Raw genomic sequence first — 17224 nt, forward strand, 5'->3', positions numbered from 1 at the left:
CCATGAAAACCACTCCACCTAAACGTCCACTCCAATTTCTCCGCTGGTTTTGCCGGGAGGACTACCTCGAGGAGATCGAAGGGGATTTGATGGAGGTTTTTGTCAGTGAGGTGGAGGATTCTCCGAGCAAGGCAAAATGGAAATTTTCATGGAGCGTGCTCAAATATTTCAGGCCGGGGTTTATCAGGTCATTTTCAAATTCTAACCAGTTTTCTCCAATGGGCATGTACAAGAGTTATTTCAAAATCGGGTGGAGGAATCTGCTTAGGGAAAAAGGCAACTCTTTCCTGAACATCATTGGCTTGGCAACCGGAATGACAGTTGCCATGCTGATCGGACTTTGGGTGGTTGATGAACTTTCCTTCAACAGGTATTTCAAAAACTATGACCGGATCGCTCAGGTAACCAAAGCTGGAAACTATGAGGGCAAGTATTATATGGGCCAAAAGTATCTTCCTTTCCCACTCATCGAGGAGCTGAAGAATACGTATGGTCAGAATTTTAAGCACATCGTTCCCATCTCCGGTCCCGAGGGATTTGATGCGGTGCTTTCCACAGAGGATAAAATGCTCACTAGAAAAGGCATGTATATCGGCGAGGGTGCTCCTGAGATGTTTTCATGGAAAATGAAATATGGCAGTTGGAATGGTCTGGACGAGATACAGGGAATCATGATATCAGAATCCACTTCCCAAGCATTTTTTGGGGAAAGTGATCCTGTGGGCAGGGCGATGAAGGTAAACAACCACACCGATGTCAAAGTGACGGGCGTGTTTGAGGATTTCCCAAAGAACACAGCATTCTACGGCATGATGTTTTTTGAGCCCTGGAATTTTTATCTGAAGTACGCCTCCTACATTACCAGGCAGGGTTGGGAAAATAATTTTCTCATGGCCTATGTGGAGATCGCTCCAAATGTCACGATGCAAGAAGCAGGTGACGCTATCAAATCCGCTGAGAAAAAAGCTACCCAAAATTTGGACTTTAGGAAGCAGGATGGGTCGGAGGGTTCTGATGTTTTATTGCTTCCGATGGCAGATTGGCACCTTTATTCCGACTTCAGGGATGGTGAACTCCAAAAGGGTCCCATCCAATTGGTTCGGTTCATTGCAGCGATCGGTGTATTTGTACTTTTGCTAGCCTGCATCAATTTTATGAATTTGAGTACGGCCAGGTCAGAGCGGCGAGCCAAAGAAGTCGGTATCCGAAAGACAATGGGTTCTTTCCGTTCTCATCTTATCGGGCAATTTTTCAGTGAATCTTTCCTGGTAGTAATTCTTTCCTTTTTGCTCGCCTTGATCGCTGTGTATGGAGTCTTGCCCTCGTTCAACCAGATGGCTGGAAAAGAAATTGTCCTTCCATTGGAAAACAAGTGGTTTTGGCTCAGTTGCCTTTCTTTTACATTCCTTACAGGTCTCTTGGCGGGCAGTTACCCCGCCTTATACCTTTCCTCATTTAAACCGATAAGCGTTTTGAAAGGGACTTTCCGCGCTGGTCGATACGCTACCCTTCCCCGCAAAACGCTCGTTGTGCTTCAGTTTGTCGTATCTGTGGGATTGATTAGTTGTACCGCAGCCATCTACCATCAGCTCATGTATGTCAAAGACAGGCCGGTGGGATATTCACGCGAAGGCTTGATAGCAGTACGCAAAAAATCAGAGGAATTCAACACAAAAGCCCTTGCGCTTCGGGAGGAGCTGAAGCGAACAGGCATGGTCACAGAAGTAGCCGAGTCAGGAGGGGATGTCACTGCCACTTGGTCCCATAATGGTGGATTCAATTGGGAGGGAAAAGACCCAAACTTTGAGGCATACTTTGCTACGCTGAATGTGTCTCCGGAATTTGGGAAAACCGTGGGTTGGGAGTTTGTCGATGGCCGGGATTTCATGGCTGAAATGGCCAGCGATTCTTCCGGGATTGTCTTGAACGAGGCGGCGGTGAAATACATGAACCTCAAGGATCCGGTAGGAAAATCAATCCGCTGGACCAACCGCTCTTGGAATGTGGATCAGGATTTTGTGGTATTGGGAGTGATCAAGGATATGCTGATGAATTCACCTTTCGAGCCGGTGAAGCCTGCCGTATATATTACCTATGGGTATGAAAGGGTGCTTCTGATGCGTATCACGCCCGGCATCAGCACTGCTGAAGCATTGCCCAAAATCGAAAAGGTATTTACGCAGCTTATACCCGATATCCCTTTTGATTATCGATTTGTCGATCAAGAGTACAATTCCAAGTTTTCCACAGAAGATCGTATCGGCAAGCTGGCCGGTGTTTTTGCAGTGCTTGCAGTTGTTATCAGTTGTTTGGGGCTTTTTGGCTTGGCATCTTTTATGGCTGAGCGAAGGACCAAGGAAATCGGCATCCGAAAGGTGCTCGGTGCTTCTGTATTGAACATGTGGAGACTCCTGTCTCAAGAATTTGTCCTGCTGGTTTTGCTGGCTAGCCTTATCGCCATGCCACTGGCATATCTTGTTCTCGAAGAGGGACTTCAAAAGTATGAATATCGCACAGAGATCAGTTGGTGGATTATTGTACTTGCTGGCGGCATTGCGCTCTGTGTCACTTTATTGACGGTGAGTTTTCAGGCGATCAAAGCCGCACTGATAGATCCGGTGAAAAGTTTGAAGTCAGAGTAGGAATTTCTTAGGGCTGGTAAAATTGGATTTAGGAAGGGCGATTGACGAGCTTAGGATTGATCCTTTGGCTCTTGGAAACTTTGCTGCCTTCAAACTTGTCTCCTTCCAATTTTCAAAAAAACCTTACCCCAGCGCGTACGCCAAACCAGAGCTGGCTGGCGAGATCCTCTACCGGGTAGGTTTTTTCAGAGAGAATCTTGGGTTCGGCGTAAGTGAAGGTATCCGGATGGTCAGTGTAGGAACTGTCATAGACTCTCCAGTTCAAGCTCGGTCCGGCATAGAGTCCGAAGCCTCTGGCCATTTGCCAATCAAAACCCAGATACGCTCGGTTGATCAGGTTCACTGCGGCGACATTGCCTTTGTTCATCTGTTGGGAACTGAACTCGATATTCAGATAAGTTTTCTTTCCAAGTCTGGGAGAAAAGCCAATCCCATACCCAAAAGCCCAAGTAGTGGAGTCGGCCTGTTCAGGTCTCATTCCTGCAAAAATCATGTTGTAGAAGGCCCTGGTACCCGTGCGTAGGGAGATGTTCAAAGCCATCATCTCATCAGCCCCGATTTCAACTTTGTGGTATCCTTTTCTGACAAAGCTGATCAGGCCGACAGGAGCTCCCGTCGTGCTGTCTGAATAATTGATGAGACCGACTTGGGAACCGGTCACATTTCGGGCTATGTTCAAAATCCCACTGATTTGCGCCCCTTTGAGGTCCCGATGGGTGTAGTTGGCAATGCCGGCAATCTGTGTTCCCGATACATTTTTTGTAGCGAGGTTAAGAAGGCCGGCCAGCTGAAATCCTTTGACATCCCCGGTAGTAAAATTGCTGAGTCCAGCTATCTGAGCGGCTTTTACGGAGTCCATCGCGGAATTGACCAAGCCTGCCAATTGCAGTCCCCGCACCTCACCTCCGACTTGGTTGAATAGACCAGCTATCTGTACAACTCCAGCATCGCCTTTGTTGATGTTGAACAAGCCGCCCAGCTCGGCTTTTTCAGTTCCTCCCGAAAAGCCACCCAACATGTTCAAGGAGTAGTCGTTGATGACGCTCCCGGATATCTTCCGATTGGTGCCTACAAAGGGAACTACCGAAAACTGGAAGCCGCGGTGGATGGTGTCGGTCACGTTTTCGAGGTTGGTCACACCCACCGAGTTTTTGGTCCACAGCCAGAAATTCTTCATCGGTTCTGCGATGCTCTTGCCGAGGTCTTCGGATTTCAGCAGAATTTTCTGAAATGAATTGGTAGAGTTGTCTAGTACCAGTGTGTCAGCATAGTCTTTCTTGTTGACGACGAGTTCGAAGTTTTCACTTGCCGGATTTTTGACTTCAAACTGAAAGTAGCCAAACTCATCCGTGGTGGAGGACTTCAAGGTGATAGGGTCGTAGACCGTCGCATCCCGGATACCTTTTCCGCTTTCATCCACCACATAGCCGCTGATCGAGATTTCCTTGGAAGACTCCGGCTTCGGTGTCAGGATCACATAAACGCCTTTTGATTTTAGTTGCACATTGCCCTCAAAGACTACTTCCAAAATCTCACGAAGTGGCCTGTCGGAAAAAGTGCCGGACACACTTCTTGTTACATCCAGCGCGGAGGGGCTGTAGGAAAAGAGGCATCCCGCATCTTGGGAAAGCCGCTTCAAAAACAAATCCAGACGTTCGTCCTGTGCGGAGAAAGACACCTTTCGCTCCAAAATAGGTGTAGTCTGGCTTTGGCCTTGCTTCAAAAAAAGGAAAAATGCCAGCGTAAAAAGTAGGAATCTAGTCATAATTCTGATGCTGCGGATTTAGTAACAGCCCTCGCCGCTCAAGGTGATTTCGTCGCCGTTTTCACTGACGTCCAGTCCCATGGTTTCCGACAAAATTGAGATGATCGTGTCCAATTCTTCATTGTTGAACTCTACTGTAATCTTGCAGGTCTCGATACCACCCAAAAGGATGATTTTCTGCCCATACACTTCGCTGATTCGATCGACTACCGTTTGGAGATTTTCTTCGGTAAACTGGAAAGAACGGGTTTTGAAGGCCACCACGTTGGTGTCGGCCAAGGTTTTGTTATAGTTGCCGGAGGCTTTGTCATAAACTCCCTTTTCGCCAGCCTGAAGTAGGATTCCCTCATCGCTATCGCTGTAAAACTGTACGGCACCTTCCAGCACGGAGACTTCTACTTGCTGTCCATCTGGGTAGGCTTTCACATGAAATACCGTCCCGATGTCACGAATTAGTAGGTTTTCCGCTTCCACGGTCCACTGGACTTCTTTTCCCTTTCCGATGCTGATCGTCGCTTCCCCTTTGAGCTGTATGGTCCCTGTTTTTTTGCGGGCATTGTAGTCTACCTTGATCTCTGAATCTTTGTTCATCGAGATCTCAGTCTGATCAGGCAGAGTTTGGGTCACTACTTCATTTTTACTCAGGTAGACATACTCGTCTCCGGGCGCGAGATTCCAATAGAACAGGTAGGAGACGACCGCCAAGAGAGCCAGTCCCGCCGCGACTTTCCACAAAGGCGAGAAGAGTGTTCGTTGGGTAGCCCTTCCCTTCTTGAGCTGAGGCGCCACCTTGGTCCACGCTTTTTGCGGGTCAAAACTGTGGCCGGAGGGCAGTTGTGCTTTTTCGTAAATGAGCTGGGAGTGCTCCAAAAAGCGCTGGTTTTCAGAGCTTTTTTCTCTCCATTCATCCACGAGTTGCTCCTCTTGGGCGGTAGCCTCGCCAAGGATATACTTCACTACCAAATCTTCTATATGTTCCCTTTCCTGCTCGCTCATAGTTCCAATAATCCCCTCATCAGGATAATAATTAAGGGTAGATAATCTTTTAACTGCTCCCGCATGATCTTCAGTGCCTTACCCATCTGATTTTCGACGGTTTTAACCGAAAGACCCAGCTGCTCGGCAATCTCCTTGTATTTGAGCTCCTCGAATCGGCTCATCTGGAAGATCAGCCTACACTGTTCAGGCAGACAGCTCATGGCTTCCTGGATTTTTTCCTCCAACTCCTGCTTCATCGCTATCCGGTCGGAAGCTTCGGACTGGGGTTCGCCATCCATAGCGACTTGGCTGGCGTGGAGTTGCCTTACTTTTTGCCGTTTGAGCTCGTTCAGGCAGGCATTTCTAACGCTCCGAAAGAGGTATGCCTTTAGGGAGGTGTCGATGGAGATGCTTTCCCTCTTTTCCCAAAAGCCGATAAACGAAGCCTGGACCACCTCCTCGGCATCCTCTGGATCCCTGAGGTACGATACTGCAAAACGGCATAGCGTGGAATAGTAGGTGTTGAACAGCATCTCAAACGAAGCGATGTCTCCGGAACGAATGGCAAAAAAAACCGACTGATCTGTGGCCTGCATGAAAAACGGATGCTTTCGCGCAAGTTAAGACTTTGGTTCTTTTTTGGAAATGACAACTGAAAGGCTTGATACCCCTATGTCGGAATAAATATTTTCTGCGCTATTCTTCAAAAAAGTAGATAACCAGCATTTTGGCGGGATAGGAGCCTCTGTTCACTGGATTGTGCTCGATGCGTCCGTCAAAAAGAAGGGAGTCTCCCTGTCGAAGCTCGATCGTCTGATCCCGAAATATATACGTCACCGTACCCTCGATCAGGTATTTGTACTCAAATGCTTCTGTCTGCACGTACTCCCGTTCTGATCCGGGTTGGATTTCCAGTAGCACGATGTCGATGGTACAGGCATTGAATTTTTTGGTGAATATCCTCGAATATTGATAGCCGGAGGCAGGTTCCTTCTCAAACTTCACGTACTGATCGCTGCGCTGCACGAGAATCTTGCCTTCCTTTCCATAGAAGTTGAGATCGTTGAAAAAGTCGTCCAAATCAGTCTCCAGCGCCTTTACGATCTGGATCAATACTAGGAGAGAAGGGATGGTCCGACCGTTTTCGATTTGGGAGATCAATCCCTTGGTCACTCCCGCGCGGTCTGCTACCTCCTGTAGGGTGAGATTTTTTTCCTTCCTGACACTTTTGATCTTATTGCTGATCTGTACGATGACTTCTAGCTCCATTTACTGAGGGTGGGGATAAATTTGGGGCAAACTAAGGAAATTGCCCGGAGTATCCTTGGCTGATCGGGTAAATGCCTCTGGCAGCGTTCAAGCCCGCCGGATAGTCTATGAGAAATGTGCTGGAGCGGACGGGTCAGCTTGGCATCGCCTCGACGATTTCCTCTCCCAAACCCAAGGAGAGAGTCATTCCATTGCCTCCCAGGCCATTGACGATGGTGGTAATGTCGTCGACTTGCTTCACGAATTCGGTGGCACCGTTGCTCATTTTGGGATAGATCCCATGCCAGGTCGACGCAATCTGCCAGTCCTTAAACTGGGCGAAGCGCCCGAGAAAGCCCAAAATCATATCGTTGACCGACACGAGGTCGAAGGGCGAAGGGTTGGGTCCGTACTCGTGGCTGTCACCTACGGTAAGTTCCCCTTGTCCGTTTTGGCAAACCATCACGTGAATGCCCCATTGGATCAACTCGGGAAACAGGTCTTGGTATTCCCTACGGAGCAGCTCCAGGGACGGTGCCACCTGAAAGCCTTTGTAGTGGATGAAACTGAGTCCAGCGCAAAGTGGCGGTCCCATGCGCCAATTGTTGGGCTGCTGCACCAGGCGCATCATTTGTAGTTTGCACTTGGTGATGGGGGTACCTTCGAAAATCTCGGGATAAAGGGTTTCAAAATCGGCTCCCGAACAGACAAAAATGCGGTCGGCCGACCAGGATTGTAAGCCTGAAAATACCGTATGACCCTCGATGCGGGTTATTGCCCGATTCCAAACAAACTCGATCCCATGTAGTCCAGCGAGGTAGGAGGCTGTCTTGAAGATCGCCTCCCGTGGGTCTACGATCACTTCGTCTTCAGACCAAAGTGCGCCTTTCAGACCCTCCATCCTTGCAGCCGGGCTGATGCGGGAGACCTGCTGGGGATCCAGGATCCGGGCTGATTTCGCATCAGCGCTGGCTGCCACATATTCTTCGACGACCTGGATCTCCAGATCCGAATAGGCCAGATGGAGAGAACCGGTTTTTTCCGCAGCAAAACCCGCCTTATCGGATAAGCCCAGCCAGATCTCACGCGAGCGCATCGCACGCTCATAGCTTCCTCCATTAGGCTGGCCAACTGGCCAGATCATGCCAAAATTGCGAACCGATGCTCCTTGGGCTTGAGGGTGCCTTTCGATCACCGTGACCGACCAGCCTTTGGCGTGAAGTGCCTTGGTGATGGCCAGGCCGACTATGCCGGAGCCGATGACGATTGCGCTTGGGTTTTTCATAGAGTATTGACAAGGGTTACTGGGGCTGCGATGTTTTTTTTGCGCATCCTGAGTTTTTTCTGAAAGTAAATAAAAGATCCGGTCATGAGTACGAGACAGCAGCTCAGAAAAAGGGTAAGCACAGATGTATAGAAACTGAACCAGGATAGGCTTTCAAATCCGCCGAATTCTTTGGTGACCAAGACCAAGCTGGAGCCAAGATAGCCGAAGCTGTCCGACAAATACATCAGAAACCCCACGTTTCCGGCTGACTTGAAAAGGGCAATCAACCGATCAAAGAGGAGGATGTTGAAGGGGATATAGGCCATATACACGCCTGTACCGACCAGCACCATCCACAGAAATGGTTGGATAAAGCCGCCATTCAAACCCAAGGTGGCGAGGATAGCAAGCGCGATTCCAGCGAGAATAATCCAGTGGTTTAGAAAGAAGGCGGCCTCGTTGCTTTTTACCAATACCAGACAGCCCATCAGCGCAAGGAGTGCCAACGCGACGGGAATTTCCGTCTGGGTCAGAAGCTCTGGCGCTACGCTCACCTTCAAGCCCTGCCAGATTTCCACGGCAAAATTGTCACGCAGATCTCGCAGACCAGTTAGCATGGTATACACGAGGATCAAAAGAACAATGCCCGGCCAAAACTCCCTGAAAAAGCGCCGTCTTTCAATTGTGTTCATCACGGGTCTTGGACTACGCAGCAAGCGGTCTTCCGCACTCGGTTCGGGAATGTGGTTGAGGAGAAAAACGCCCAAAAACAACAGGGGAAAGAAGATCGCTCCGGTGCAAAATGGCATCCAAAACTCGCTGACGCCAAGATCCTGCATCATGAAGGTGCCGACGGCTTTGACAAAGCCCGAGGAGAAAATGAAGCTGGAGGCGAGCATGCTCCCCATCATCTCGGTGAACTTTCTGCCTTCCATGTAGTGAAAGACGATGCCCCAGATTAGGCCGAGAGGGAATCCATTGATCAAAAAACACAGGATGCCAAGGGGAGTCGGCAGCAGGGCAAATCCCAACAGTGCCAGCCAAGAAAGGGATATCAGGCCGACTATTAGCCTGGCCCTGCCTGTGGCTTTTAGCTCAGAGATCATCTTGATCCCGTAAAACTTGCTTGCCATGTAGCCCAGTGTTTGGGCCAGAATCAGCCAGACCTTCAGGTCCATTCCCAGAATGGTGTCTCCTTCAAAGGTGGCGGCGGCAAAGGGCTTGCGAAAAGCGTACATGCTGCTATACACCAAAAATCCCATCACCGCGGCGAAAAGACTCATGTGAAAGGGCCGAATTCGTGCCAAAAGGGAACTCAGACGGGCAACTCGTCGCATGCCTAGGCTTCGGTTTGGGACTCGTAGGTACGCACCAAATCCAGCACTTCCGTCAGAGAGTGTGCCAGATGGCTAGGATTGTGGGGGATCAGTTCATTTGCAGAGAAAACCCCGGAGGTGATGCCAATGCTCATCAAGCAGCCGGCATTGTGGCCTTCGTGGATGTCGACTTCGGTGTCGCCTATCTTGATGACGGCTTTTGGGTCGTCTATTCCCAGCTCCGCCATGATTTTCTCGATCATAAAGGGGAAAGGCCTGCCCTGTGATACCTCGTCGCTGGCAGCCGTGGCGTCCACCAGTCTATAGTCATCCCAGCCCACCCGCTTCAGGATGATGTCCGTGATGTCCCGGCTGAATCCCGTATCCAAGGCTACCTTGATACCCATCTCGTGAAGTCCAGCGAAAACAGCCTCGGCATCGGCTATGGCTCTGATTGTGGGATCGGTGGTATAGTACTCCAGCATTCCCGCCACAAATGCGTCGTGTATAGCCGAGATGGTGGCAGCTGTGATTTTGGACTTGTCCGGCTCGTGGATATAGAGAAGGTCCCGGATTGCCTGGGGCTTGGAATACCCCATTTTTTCGTTTGCTTCCTGAAGGGTAACCCCAGGATAACCATGGCTGTTGAGGGCGTTTTGGAACGCTTTGGCCACATTGTTTTCGTCATGGATGGTGGTGCCGGCCATGTCAAAGACGGCAAGTCTGATTTTGGGCATGAACAAGGTTTTTTATTGATTGCTCTGCACAGGGAAGGCTGTGAAAGTCATCAGCCCTCCCTTGTGTGCAAAACCAACTCAATTGATGTTTAGCAAAATTAAACTTTTGACTTTGGTACGATGGAGAAGAAAGGGTTATCCTTTTGTTAAAAAAATGCTTCCCTCTAGGAATGCTTTATCCAATTAAAGCTTAAATAATGCCATAGCGACGATTCTTACGTATTTTTTCGGTTTACAATTACTTAATCTGATTGCTTTGATTCGCTGGCTTGGATTTTGCAATTTAGTATTTGTAAACATGTATAAAATGGATCGTACGAAGTATAACAAGAAAGAGAAGCTGGATTTCATTTTTGGACTTTATGAAAAGTACGGGGCGGAGGACTATATCGGAGAGCCGGTGTCCCAGATTGAGCACATGTGCCAGAGTGCACAGTTGGCTGAAAAGGAGGGTTTCGATGAAGAAGTCATCCTCGCTGCCTTTTTTCATGATATAGGGCATTTGTTTTCCCACCTGCAGGATGCGGATTCCATGGGGGGCTTTGGTGCAATGCGGCACGAGCAGCTTGGGGGCCAATACCTACGCGAACTGGGTTTTCCAGAAAAAGTAGCCAAGCTGGTGGAGAACCACGTGCAAGCCAAGCGCTATCTCACTTTTCGGCATCCGGAGTATTACCAGAAGCTCAGCGAGGCCAGTCGGCAGACGCTACGCTTCCAAGGCGGCCCGATGAATCCCGAAGAGGCGACGGAATTTGAAGCCGACCCGCTGTTTGAGGCCTCGCTCAAAATGCGAACTTGGGACGAGGAAGCCAAGGTCGAATTTGTTCCACTGCCGGATCTCAGAAAGTATCGGGAGATAGCTGAGCGGGTATTGGCGTGAAGCACTTGTCGCTCCAATGAAAAGAGGCTGTCTCACAACTGATGTTTGTCACATTGAGCGAAGTCGAAATGCGGTTGTATTCACTGGAAATGGCCTTCGATATACGCTGCTCTCGTAGCTCCAGTGCTCAGGCTGACACAGTCAGGCCTTTTGAAACAGCCTCTTTTGGTTTTGAAAAATGTAATTCAGCTCAGTTCTATACTAGACTTTAAGCTCGTGTAGAAGGCTTGTTTTCAGCAATAGGAAGCTATTTGATCATCTCTTTAATGGCAGGAGCTGCGGAAGCATCAGGGTATTCCAACCCTAGGAGCTCATAAACGGTCCTAGCGACCATGGAGCTATGCCATTGTCCTTTGGTTTTCATTTCTCCACTTGCCGGGGTATCTGGTCCAATGGCCATCAGCCAGATATGCCCGCCCTCGGGGACGGACTGCCCGTGATTCTTCCAGCTGGTCTTGGTGATGCCGCGACCGTGGTCTACTCCGACGATCAGCGTGGTCTTGTCCTTGTACTGCGGGTCGGACTGGATGGTTTCCCAGATCTCGCGGATGTATTGGTCGGTCTGGCGAGCAGCCCAGAGGTAATGGTCGTATTTTCCCTCGTGAGCCCAATCGTCGGTCTCTCCATAGGAGATATAGAGAACTTTGGGCTTGTCCTTTTTGAGGGCCTCCATGGCATAGCCGTGCGTGAAGGCGTCCAGTCTGACCCCGCTCCAAGGACCGCGGATTGCAGTTTGTAGGCGGTTGATGGTTTTTTCCGCCTCAGTCAACTCGCCGCCTTCTGCCAGATCAAACCCGGCATTAACGGGCACGCCACTTCTTTCCTCGTTGATGATATAGGGGAATACGTCCCAACTGCCAAATGCCATCACCTTTCCATGGTAGCCGGGCTGTAGGTTGAGATACTCCAGAATGGTCACGTTGGGGTTGTTGAACTTGTCGTTGCTGTCGATCCGCTCATCGTCAGCCTTTCCTGTGAGAAACTCATTGTAGCCTGGATAGGAAAACCACATCTTGTTGGCGTTGTCCACGAGATTGCCATAGGCGCGGTTTCCGTAGAGCTGTCCTTGTTTGGCAATGGTGCCCCAGAAAAAAGGAAACAGCATCTCCCTCCTTTTGATGGGATCTGCGTGCCAGAAATCCTTCAAAAGAGAACCGGAGGACTCGATCATGCCGGTATCGTCCACCAAGAGGGAATCTGCCCCCCTGAAGAGTTCTTGCCATCTCAGTCCGTCAAAAGTGACAAGGATGACATTTTCGGTTTTGGTGGTTTTTTGGGCGTGGGTTTCAAAAAGCAAGAAGAAAGCTGCAAAGGCAAAAAGCAGGTTTTTTTTCATGATAGGAGAGGGTTATAAATGGCTGCTACCGGCCAAAGCGACCGGTAGCAACTGAGGTGGTTTTTGATAAAATTAGTGGCTTATTTCACATCCCACCAAACCTTTGTGGTGATATCGTCCGCGCCTTGCCTTGCGATGGCTGCTTTATAGCTGTCACCGTTGAGCGACTGCACGCTACTTGGGTACATGAAGCGTACCGGGACGCTATTGATGTAGGCCGCCGGTCCGGGAGTGATCTTCGGATAGTCGGTGCGTCTCCAGTCATACCATGCTTCCATGCCGTTGAAAAACAAGGCCAGCCACTTCTGTGTACCGATTTTGGCCAGTTTTTCTTCGGACGTTCCGGTATAGGCGACCTTGGCCTGGGCAAAATAGCTGTCATCAATCGTCAGTTTTTCGGCAATTTGGGGAAGGTTGATTGCGGTATATCGAGCCTTGTAGTAAGAAAAGGAAGCTTCGATCCCGTTTTTGTAATAATCAGCGGCGGTGCCCACCGTGATATAACCTCTTTCCCTTGCCTCAGCCAGGATAAACTGCAACTCCGCATAGCTCATTAGCACCGCCTGGTAGCCGGTGGGGCTGGCGAGGCTGGTACAGGCAGAACAAGACCAAAGCAGGCCCACCCGAGAGATGTAGTTGGAGCCTCCCTTGGAGGGATCGCCGGACGGAGAGTAAGCCAATGCTTCCTCATCGGCAAGTCCGTTGGGGACGCCTTGGTAGTCGTCCACGCTGCCGATAACCCCTTTGCCAGAGGCAGTGGTAGGCTGGGCGTAGGCGAAGAGGCGTGGGTCGTTCAAGTCTTTGAGCACGCCCTCCATTTTTTCGCTCAGGCGATATTCGTCAAAGGAACCCGAACGGGTTGTATACAGAGGGTGCTGGTTGGGCACATCAAGAAGGTATTGCAATGCGGCCTCATCGGCGGAACTGCTGAAAATGGGGGTCTGGCTTGGATTGCTTAGGATAGCCTGCATAGCTGCCGAAGGATCCTCGCGGTCGGAGATCCTCATCAAGATTCTCAGACGCAGGGAGTTGGCGTACTTTTTCCAGCGGGTCAAATCCCCGTTGAACAGGATGTCTCCAGCTACCTGCTCTGAGGTGGTGCCTATCAGGGAGTTGGCTTCTTCGAGCTCCTTTAGGATGCCGTTGTAGATTTCCTCTTGGCTGTCAAACTTGGGATAGTTGATGCCGTCTTTGGCCTGGATGGCCTCCAGATAGGGGATCTCTCCGTAGGCATCACTCATGTAGGAGAAGAGGTTGGCGCGGATGATCTTAGCCACGGCCACATAGTTTTGCTCATTGGCATTTCCTGAGATCTGGATCACGTTGTTCAGATCGCGGAGGGAATTGTAGAAGGTGCTGTAAGGACTGCCGGAAGGCCCCCAATTGTACCGGTCTTCGTTGGTGAACTGGATTTTTGCCGTTTGCTGCATCACGACGTTGCCCGTGCCCCAGGCATTGCCTGCGATTTCGTTGGTCGTGGAGCGGATCACATTCGGAAGGAGTAGGGAAGAGGATACCGTCTCTGGGCTGTTGGGGTTCATGTTGACTTCCTCAAAGTCCTTGTCACAGGAACTGAGGCCAAAGGCCAAAGCCAGAGAAAGTGCGGAAATATATTTTCTGTTGAATTGCATGATTTCTTTCTTTTTGGTTTGGAGATTCAGCCGCTTAGAATTTTACATTGATGTTGAATCCTATACTTCTGGTGGAAGGGAAAGCCATGTCTTCCACTCCTGGGATCAAGGTGCCGCCGCCCATTGACAAGGTCTCCGGGTCGAAGTGTGGGTTTTCGGTCCACAGCGCAAGGTTTCTTCCGACCAAGGATATCTTCAGATCCTGGATTGGAGTCTTGCCCAAGACTTTGCGAGGAATGCTATATCCTATGGTCACCTCTCTCAGCTTTAGGAATGTTGCGTCATATAGGGCAGCTTCGACGTTGTTTCGTTCATAGTAGCGGTTGTGCCAGTTTCTGGAAGAGATCTTCAGGGTGTTTGGCGAGTAGGTGCCGTCGGTATTTTGTACCACACCTTCGGAGATGATGCCATTACCCTCGATTGTCAAATCGTAACCGTTTTCACGGCCATAGAGCGTCTCTTCCAATTGGCCGGAAGTGGAACCGATGGTTTTGGTTCGGGATACCACAATGCCTCCATATCGAAAGTCCAGCAGGAAGCCCAAAGAGATGCCTTTGTAGGTAAAGTTGTTTTGCAGGCCCAGCATCCAGTCCGGATTGTAGTTGCCTTGATGCTTCAACGTGGGGTCGGTGATCGGCGTGCCGGTGGAGGTGTGGATGATCTGTCCGTAATACTCCGAGCTGGGGTCATCGACTCTGGCAAAGCCGGCACCGTAGATGTTTCCCATTCTTTCACCCACCCGCGCTTGGATGTTGGCTCCGTTTCTGCCCACAAGCGTATAGGTGTCCAGTCCTTCGGTCAGTTCCAGTACATAGCCTCGGGTTCGGGTGAAGTTGGCCACTACATCCCAGTTGAATCCGGAGGCGCTTTGGACAGGGCGACCGTTCAGCACTACCTCTATCCCTTTGTTTTGGATTTCCCCGGCATTGATTATCCTTGAAGAGTAGCCGGTGGCGATGTCCAGTGTGATCGGGATGATTTGGTTTCTGGTGCGGTTGTCAAAGTAGGTGAAGTCCAAACCCAAGCGGCCGTTCATCAACCTTAGGTCAAATCCAGTCTCGAATGAGCCCGTTCTCTCCGGCTTTAGGTCGGCGTTGGACAGGGTGCTGGATTCGGTTTTTACCTGCGTGGAGCCCCAAGCGGTGCCGGAGTTGAAGACATTGGTCAATGAGTAGGGGTTGGTGTCGTTGCCCACCTCTGCATATGCCGCTCTTACCTTGAAGAAGGAGACTGCATTTGGCAGCTTAAACATATCGGATAGCACAGCGCTTAGTGTCGCCGATGGATAGAAGTAGCTGTTGTTGGATGTTGGCAGAGTGGAAGACCAATCGTTTCGGCCTGTTACATCCAAGAAGAGGATGTTTTTGTAGCCTATTTGCCCAAAGCCGTATAAGGAGTTGATACGCTTTTCGGAATTGTACTGGCTTACCTGCAGGTTGACTGCCGTGTTGGTAAAGTTGTAGATCCCGGGGATCAGCAGCTGAGGTGCCACTGTTTGCAGGTAGCGGTTGTCTTGGCGCATCATATTTCCTCCCAAGGCAATGCTGTATGACCAAACCGGCTTGGTGGTCTCAGAATAGGTAAGGAGAAAATCCGAGTTTTGCTCGTTGAAATACACGTCGTCTTCACGATAGTTTCCCTTTGGAAATCTCTGTGTGCTAAAGGCCCTTTTGCGGTCACGAAGTTCATTGTACGTGTCAAGGCCAGTTCGTAGCATCAGACTCAGTTTGGGTGTAAACTGGTAGGATATTGACACGTTGCCATAGATCCTGTCTTTGCTCTGTCCGTTGGTGTTTTCATACACGTTGAAATACGGGTTGTCGTGGTAGTTATAGTTGTAGTTAAACTGCTGCACGCCTTCCATACCTGGCATCCAATAATCTCTGAGGCTGCTGGTGTTGATCTGTCGACCGTACCAAATCCAGAGGTACATGAGATTTTCGGTTCCGTAGGAGATGTTGGGGCGGTTGTCGGAGTTGGTACGCTGATAGTTGACGATGGCGTCCACCTTGAGTTTATCGGTCACCTTGATTCCACCGTTGATGGCTAGGGTGTTCCTGTCTAAGCCCGTATTTGGCACGATGCCCTTTTGGTTTAGGTTGGTGTAGGAAAGTCGGATGTTTGACTTTTCGTTGGCTCCTTCTATAGACACGTTGTTTGCCAGGGTAACGCCAGTTTCGAAGAAATCGCTGATGTTGTTTGGAGATGACACCCATGGCGTTGGCGTGATAGTGCTGCCTTCCGGAGCGTTGAGGTCGCCGCCTCTGAAGCCCGGAACATCTCTTGGAGAGTCAAACTGTGGAGTCACGAAGCCCGCGTCCAGCATGGGGCCCCAGCTTTCGTCCACTCCGTCGGCGGTACCTGAGCCTGATCCATCGACAAAAGCAAATTGCCCGTTGTTACCCTGTCCGTATTTGTTTTGCCACTGGGGCATCACCAGAGGATTGTCAAATGTAGTGTTGGAGTTGATCTGCACTCCCAATCCTTTTTTGCCTTTTCCTGATTTGGTGGTGATAAGGATTGCGCCGTTTGCCGCTCGGGAACCGTAGAGCGCAGCAGCTGCGGGTCCTTTCAACACCGTCATGGACTCGATATCGTCTGGGTTGATCTCGCCTGCCGCATTACCGTAGTCTACCTCCTGGTTTCCGGAGCCAGAGGAGCCTACCACATTGTTGGAAATAGGGACTCCGTCCACTACGAAAAGCGGTTGGTTGGCATTGATGTTTAGAGAAGATTCGCCGCGGATGGTTACCCGGGTGGAACCGCCCAGTCCGCTGGAGCTATTGGTGACCTGTACACCCGCTACGCGACCGCTGAGGGAATTGATCACGTTGGTTTCCCTGGCCTCGGTGAATCGTTCACCGTCAACTGCCTGCACGGAGTAACCTAGGGCTTTGGTTTCCCGCTCTACACCCAGGGCAGTGACGACGATCTCGTTTAGTGCGAGTCCTTCGGAGAGCGTCACGTCGATCGTGGAGCTGTTTCCCACGGGAAATTCCTTAGTCTCAAATCCGACAAAGGAAAAAACAAGCGTTTCCGATGGTGCAGCCTCAATAGAATAGGAGCCATCAGCGTCCGTTACCGTTCCTCGAGTGGTACCTTTTACCAAGACGGTGGCGCCGGGCAAAGGCTCGTTGGAGACATCGCTTACTTTTCCGCTGATCCTGCTTTGCTGGGCCATGGAAAAATTCAGGACGAACAACAGGCAGCCCGTCGTCATCCAGGTCCAAATGCTTTTTTGAGCAATCATTCGTTGTAGAGGTTTGGAATAGATAGTATTATTTATTTTCAAAATTTTAACAAAGCTAAACCTTGGTGGTTTTCTGTTCTTTAATCAGGGTTTAACAAAAAGTGAATTATCTCTAGGTTAATTGGTCAAAACGCTAACAAAAATGCCTTTTGGCTGCTTTGGATGGATATATTC

12 protein-coding genes are annotated in these 17224 nt (G+C 50.1%); 2 read left to right on the forward strand and 10 right to left on the reverse strand.

Features of this window, described 5'->3' with window-relative positions; translation table 11 throughout:
• Positions 1-2 precede the first annotated feature (2 nt).
• The gene (locus J0A67_RS20965) at positions 3-2642 is read left to right on the forward strand and encodes an ABC transporter permease (RefSeq protein ID WP_241265281.1); all 2640 of its coding nucleotides are present in this window, start codon (positions 3-5) and stop codon (positions 2640-2642) included.
• Positions 2643-2754: 112 nt separating this feature from the next.
• Here the strand turns inward: J0A67_RS20965 and J0A67_RS20970 are convergent, their stop codons facing one another.
• The 7 genes from J0A67_RS20970 to J0A67_RS21000 all read right to left on the reverse strand — a co-directional run bounded on the left by J0A67_RS20970 (position 2755) and on the right by J0A67_RS21000 (position 9953).
• Positions 2755-4407 carry a peptidase associated/transthyretin-like domain-containing protein gene (locus J0A67_RS20970; protein WP_206571350.1) on the reverse strand — a complete coding sequence of 551 codons (1653 nt, stop codon included), beginning with the start codon at positions 4405-4407 and terminating at the stop codon, positions 2755-2757.
• A gap of 18 nt (positions 4408-4425) precedes the next feature.
• Positions 4426-5403 (reverse strand): FecR family protein, encoded by a 978-nt coding sequence (locus J0A67_RS20975; protein WP_206571351.1) that lies wholly within the window; start codon positions 5401-5403, stop codon positions 4426-4428.
• Complete coding sequence (locus J0A67_RS20980; RefSeq protein WP_206571352.1) at positions 5400-5981, reverse strand: RNA polymerase sigma-70 factor; 582 nt, start codon at positions 5979-5981, stop codon at positions 5400-5402. The genes J0A67_RS20975 and J0A67_RS20980 overlap by 4 nt, the downstream gene beginning before the upstream one ends.
• A 100-nt stretch (positions 5982-6081) precedes the next feature.
• Positions 6082-6654 (reverse strand): helix-turn-helix domain-containing protein, encoded by a 573-nt coding sequence (locus tag J0A67_RS20985; RefSeq protein WP_206571353.1) that lies wholly within the window; start codon positions 6652-6654, stop codon positions 6082-6084.
• A gap of 133 nt (positions 6655-6787) precedes the next feature.
• Positions 6788-7918 carry a TIGR03364 family FAD-dependent oxidoreductase gene (locus tag J0A67_RS20990; protein WP_206571354.1) on the reverse strand — a complete coding sequence of 377 codons (1131 nt, stop codon included), beginning with the start codon at positions 7916-7918 and terminating at the stop codon, positions 6788-6790.
• A complete protein-coding gene (locus J0A67_RS20995) occupies positions 7915-9237 on the reverse strand; it encodes a DUF5690 family protein (RefSeq protein ID WP_206571355.1) in 1323 nt (440 codons plus the stop codon). Before J0A67_RS20995 ends, J0A67_RS20990 begins: the two co-directional genes overlap by 4 nt.
• 2 nt (positions 9238-9239) lie before the next feature.
• Positions 9240-9953 carry an HAD hydrolase-like protein gene (locus tag J0A67_RS21000; RefSeq protein WP_206571356.1) on the reverse strand — a complete coding sequence of 238 codons (714 nt, stop codon included), beginning with the start codon at positions 9951-9953 and terminating at the stop codon, positions 9240-9242.
• A gap of 307 nt (positions 9954-10260) precedes the next feature.
• Here J0A67_RS21000 and J0A67_RS21005 point away from each other — a divergent pair, with 307 nt between their 5' ends.
• Entirely contained in the window at positions 10261-10833 is a 573-nt protein-coding gene (locus tag J0A67_RS21005) for a phosphonate degradation HD-domain oxygenase (RefSeq protein ID WP_206571357.1), read from the forward strand.
• A gap of 247 nt (positions 10834-11080) precedes the next feature.
• On the opposite strand, the gene J0A67_RS21010 is transcribed toward J0A67_RS21005, so the two are convergent.
• The 3 genes from J0A67_RS21010 to J0A67_RS21020 all read right to left on the reverse strand — a co-directional run bounded on the left by J0A67_RS21010 (position 11081) and on the right by J0A67_RS21020 (position 17050).
• Complete coding sequence (locus J0A67_RS21010; RefSeq protein WP_206571358.1) at positions 11081-12169, reverse strand: alkaline phosphatase family protein; 1089 nt, start codon at positions 12167-12169, stop codon at positions 11081-11083.
• Between the two features lie 80 nt (positions 12170-12249).
• The gene (locus J0A67_RS21015) at positions 12250-13800 is read right to left on the reverse strand and encodes a SusD/RagB family nutrient-binding outer membrane lipoprotein (protein WP_206571359.1); all 1551 of its coding nucleotides are present in this window, start codon (positions 13798-13800) and stop codon (positions 12250-12252) included.
• A 34-nt stretch (positions 13801-13834) separates the two neighbouring features.
• The gene (locus J0A67_RS21020; protein ID WP_206571360.1) at positions 13835-17050 is read right to left on the reverse strand and encodes a SusC/RagA family TonB-linked outer membrane protein; all 3216 of its coding nucleotides are present in this window, start codon (positions 17048-17050) and stop codon (positions 13835-13837) included.
• Between the last annotated feature and the right edge of the window lie 174 nt (positions 17051-17224).

This window comes from Algoriphagus aestuariicola (assembly GCF_017254835.1).
GTDB classification, from domain to species: Bacteria; Bacteroidota; Bacteroidia; order Cytophagales; family Cyclobacteriaceae; genus Algoriphagus; species Algoriphagus aestuariicola.

Bases quoted from the DNA above. Each gene is read 5' to 3' on its own strand.
- J0A67_RS20965 (WP_241265281.1), top strand. From the start codon at position 3: ATGAAAACCACTCCACCTAAACGTCCACTCCAATTTCTCCGCTGGTTT.
- J0A67_RS20970 (WP_206571350.1), bottom strand. From the start codon at position 4,407: ATGACTAGATTCCTACTTTTTACGCTGGCATTTTTCCTTTTTTTGAAG.
- J0A67_RS20975 (WP_206571351.1), bottom strand. From the start codon at position 5,403: ATGAGCGAGCAGGAAAGGGAACATATAGAAGATTTGGTAGTGAAGTAT.
- J0A67_RS20980 (WP_206571352.1), bottom strand. From the start codon at position 5,981: ATGCAGGCCACAGATCAGTCGGTTTTTTTTGCCATTCGTTCCGGAGAC.
- J0A67_RS20985 (WP_206571353.1), bottom strand. From the start codon at position 6,654: ATGGAGCTAGAAGTCATCGTACAGATCAGCAATAAGATCAAAAGTGTC.
- J0A67_RS20990 (WP_206571354.1), bottom strand. From the start codon at position 7,918: ATGAAAAACCCAAGCGCAATCGTCATCGGCTCCGGCATAGTCGGCCTG.
- J0A67_RS20995 (WP_206571355.1), bottom strand. From the start codon at position 9,237: ATGCGACGAGTTGCCCGTCTGAGTTCCCTTTTGGCACGAATTCGGCCC.
- J0A67_RS21000 (WP_206571356.1), bottom strand. From the start codon at position 9,953: ATGCCCAAAATCAGACTTGCCGTCTTTGACATGGCCGGCACCACCATC.
- J0A67_RS21005 (WP_206571357.1), top strand. From the start codon at position 10,261: ATGGATCGTACGAAGTATAACAAGAAAGAGAAGCTGGATTTCATTTTT.
- J0A67_RS21010 (WP_206571358.1), bottom strand. From the start codon at position 12,169: ATGAAAAAAAACCTGCTTTTTGCCTTTGCAGCTTTCTTCTTGCTTTTT.
- J0A67_RS21015 (WP_206571359.1), bottom strand. From the start codon at position 13,800: ATGCAATTCAACAGAAAATATATTTCCGCACTTTCTCTGGCTTTGGCC.
- J0A67_RS21020 (WP_206571360.1), bottom strand. From the start codon at position 17,050: ATGATTGCTCAAAAAAGCATTTGGACCTGGATGACGACGGGCTGCCTG.